The 945-nt window shown below is 46.9% G+C and carries 1 protein-coding gene; it reads right to left on the reverse strand.

Annotated features, from left to right (window positions below; all coding sequences use genetic code 11):
* On the reverse strand, nt 1–931 hold a 931-nt coding region (locus tag B3180_RS14000), incomplete at its 3' end, for a TonB-dependent receptor (protein ID WP_286845120.1).
* Nucleotides 932–945: the final 14 nt, after the last annotated feature.

Here is a 945-nt window from a genome sequence, read left to right on the forward strand (position 1 = left end):
TTTGTGCCGGTTCTTGTGCATTTTCGTAGTTAACGAAGAAGAAAAGCTTGTCTTTAATGATTGGACCGCCAACCGCAATACTGTACGTATCACGTTCGTAATCCAATGGAACTTCCTGACCACTTTCAGGGTTTTCCGGGTCACCTGCCCATGCGTCGCTCATGCGCTCGTATGTAAGCGAGCCTTCAAATTCATTAGAACCTGATTTAGTCACCGCATTAATACGGCCACCAGAGAAGCCGCCCTGAGAAGCGTCAAACGGTGCCATATCAACAGCAACCTGCTCTACTGCATCAATTGAAATAGGTGAGCGCTGGGTTGGGTAACCATTACCGTTCAGACCAAAGTCATCGTTTACACCAACACCATCAATTGAGATAGAGTTGAAACGCGGGTTAGAACCACCAATACTCATTGGTGCTTCGCTACCTGACAACAAGTTAACGTATGGGTTTAAACGTGCTACTTCTTTTAAGTCACGGTTAAAGGTAGGCGTATTTGCAATGTCATCTTCGCCGAAGAAACTGCTGCTACCGCGGTTTTCACCACCTAAAATCGCCGCACCGGAAACTTGAATACGCTCCATGTCGGTTGATTCAAGCTCAGCATTAATACGGTAAGATTCGCCCAGCGTTAAGTATACGTCTTCGTATACTTTGCGGCCATTTTCACCTTCAATAACGATAAGGTAAGGGCCACCGACTCGCAGACCAGAGTTTGCGAAAGCTCCAGACTCGTTGGTTGTCGCAACGGAACGAGTTCCTGTTGGAATGTGAATAATTTCAACACGTGCGTTTGCCGCAACGTCGCCAGATGCAGTAACAACGTTACCACGGACAACTGACGATGTATCTTGTGCAATAGCTACACCGCTAAGGCCAAAAGCGATAGCAGCTGCGACAGCTGTACGCTTGAAAGTGGAGTTAAACATAGTTTTGTTCTTCC

This window comes from Idiomarina sp. UBA4206, assembly GCF_002383015.1.
In the GTDB taxonomy this organism is placed as follows: domain Bacteria; phylum Pseudomonadota; class Gammaproteobacteria; order Enterobacterales; family Alteromonadaceae; genus Idiomarina; species Idiomarina abyssalis.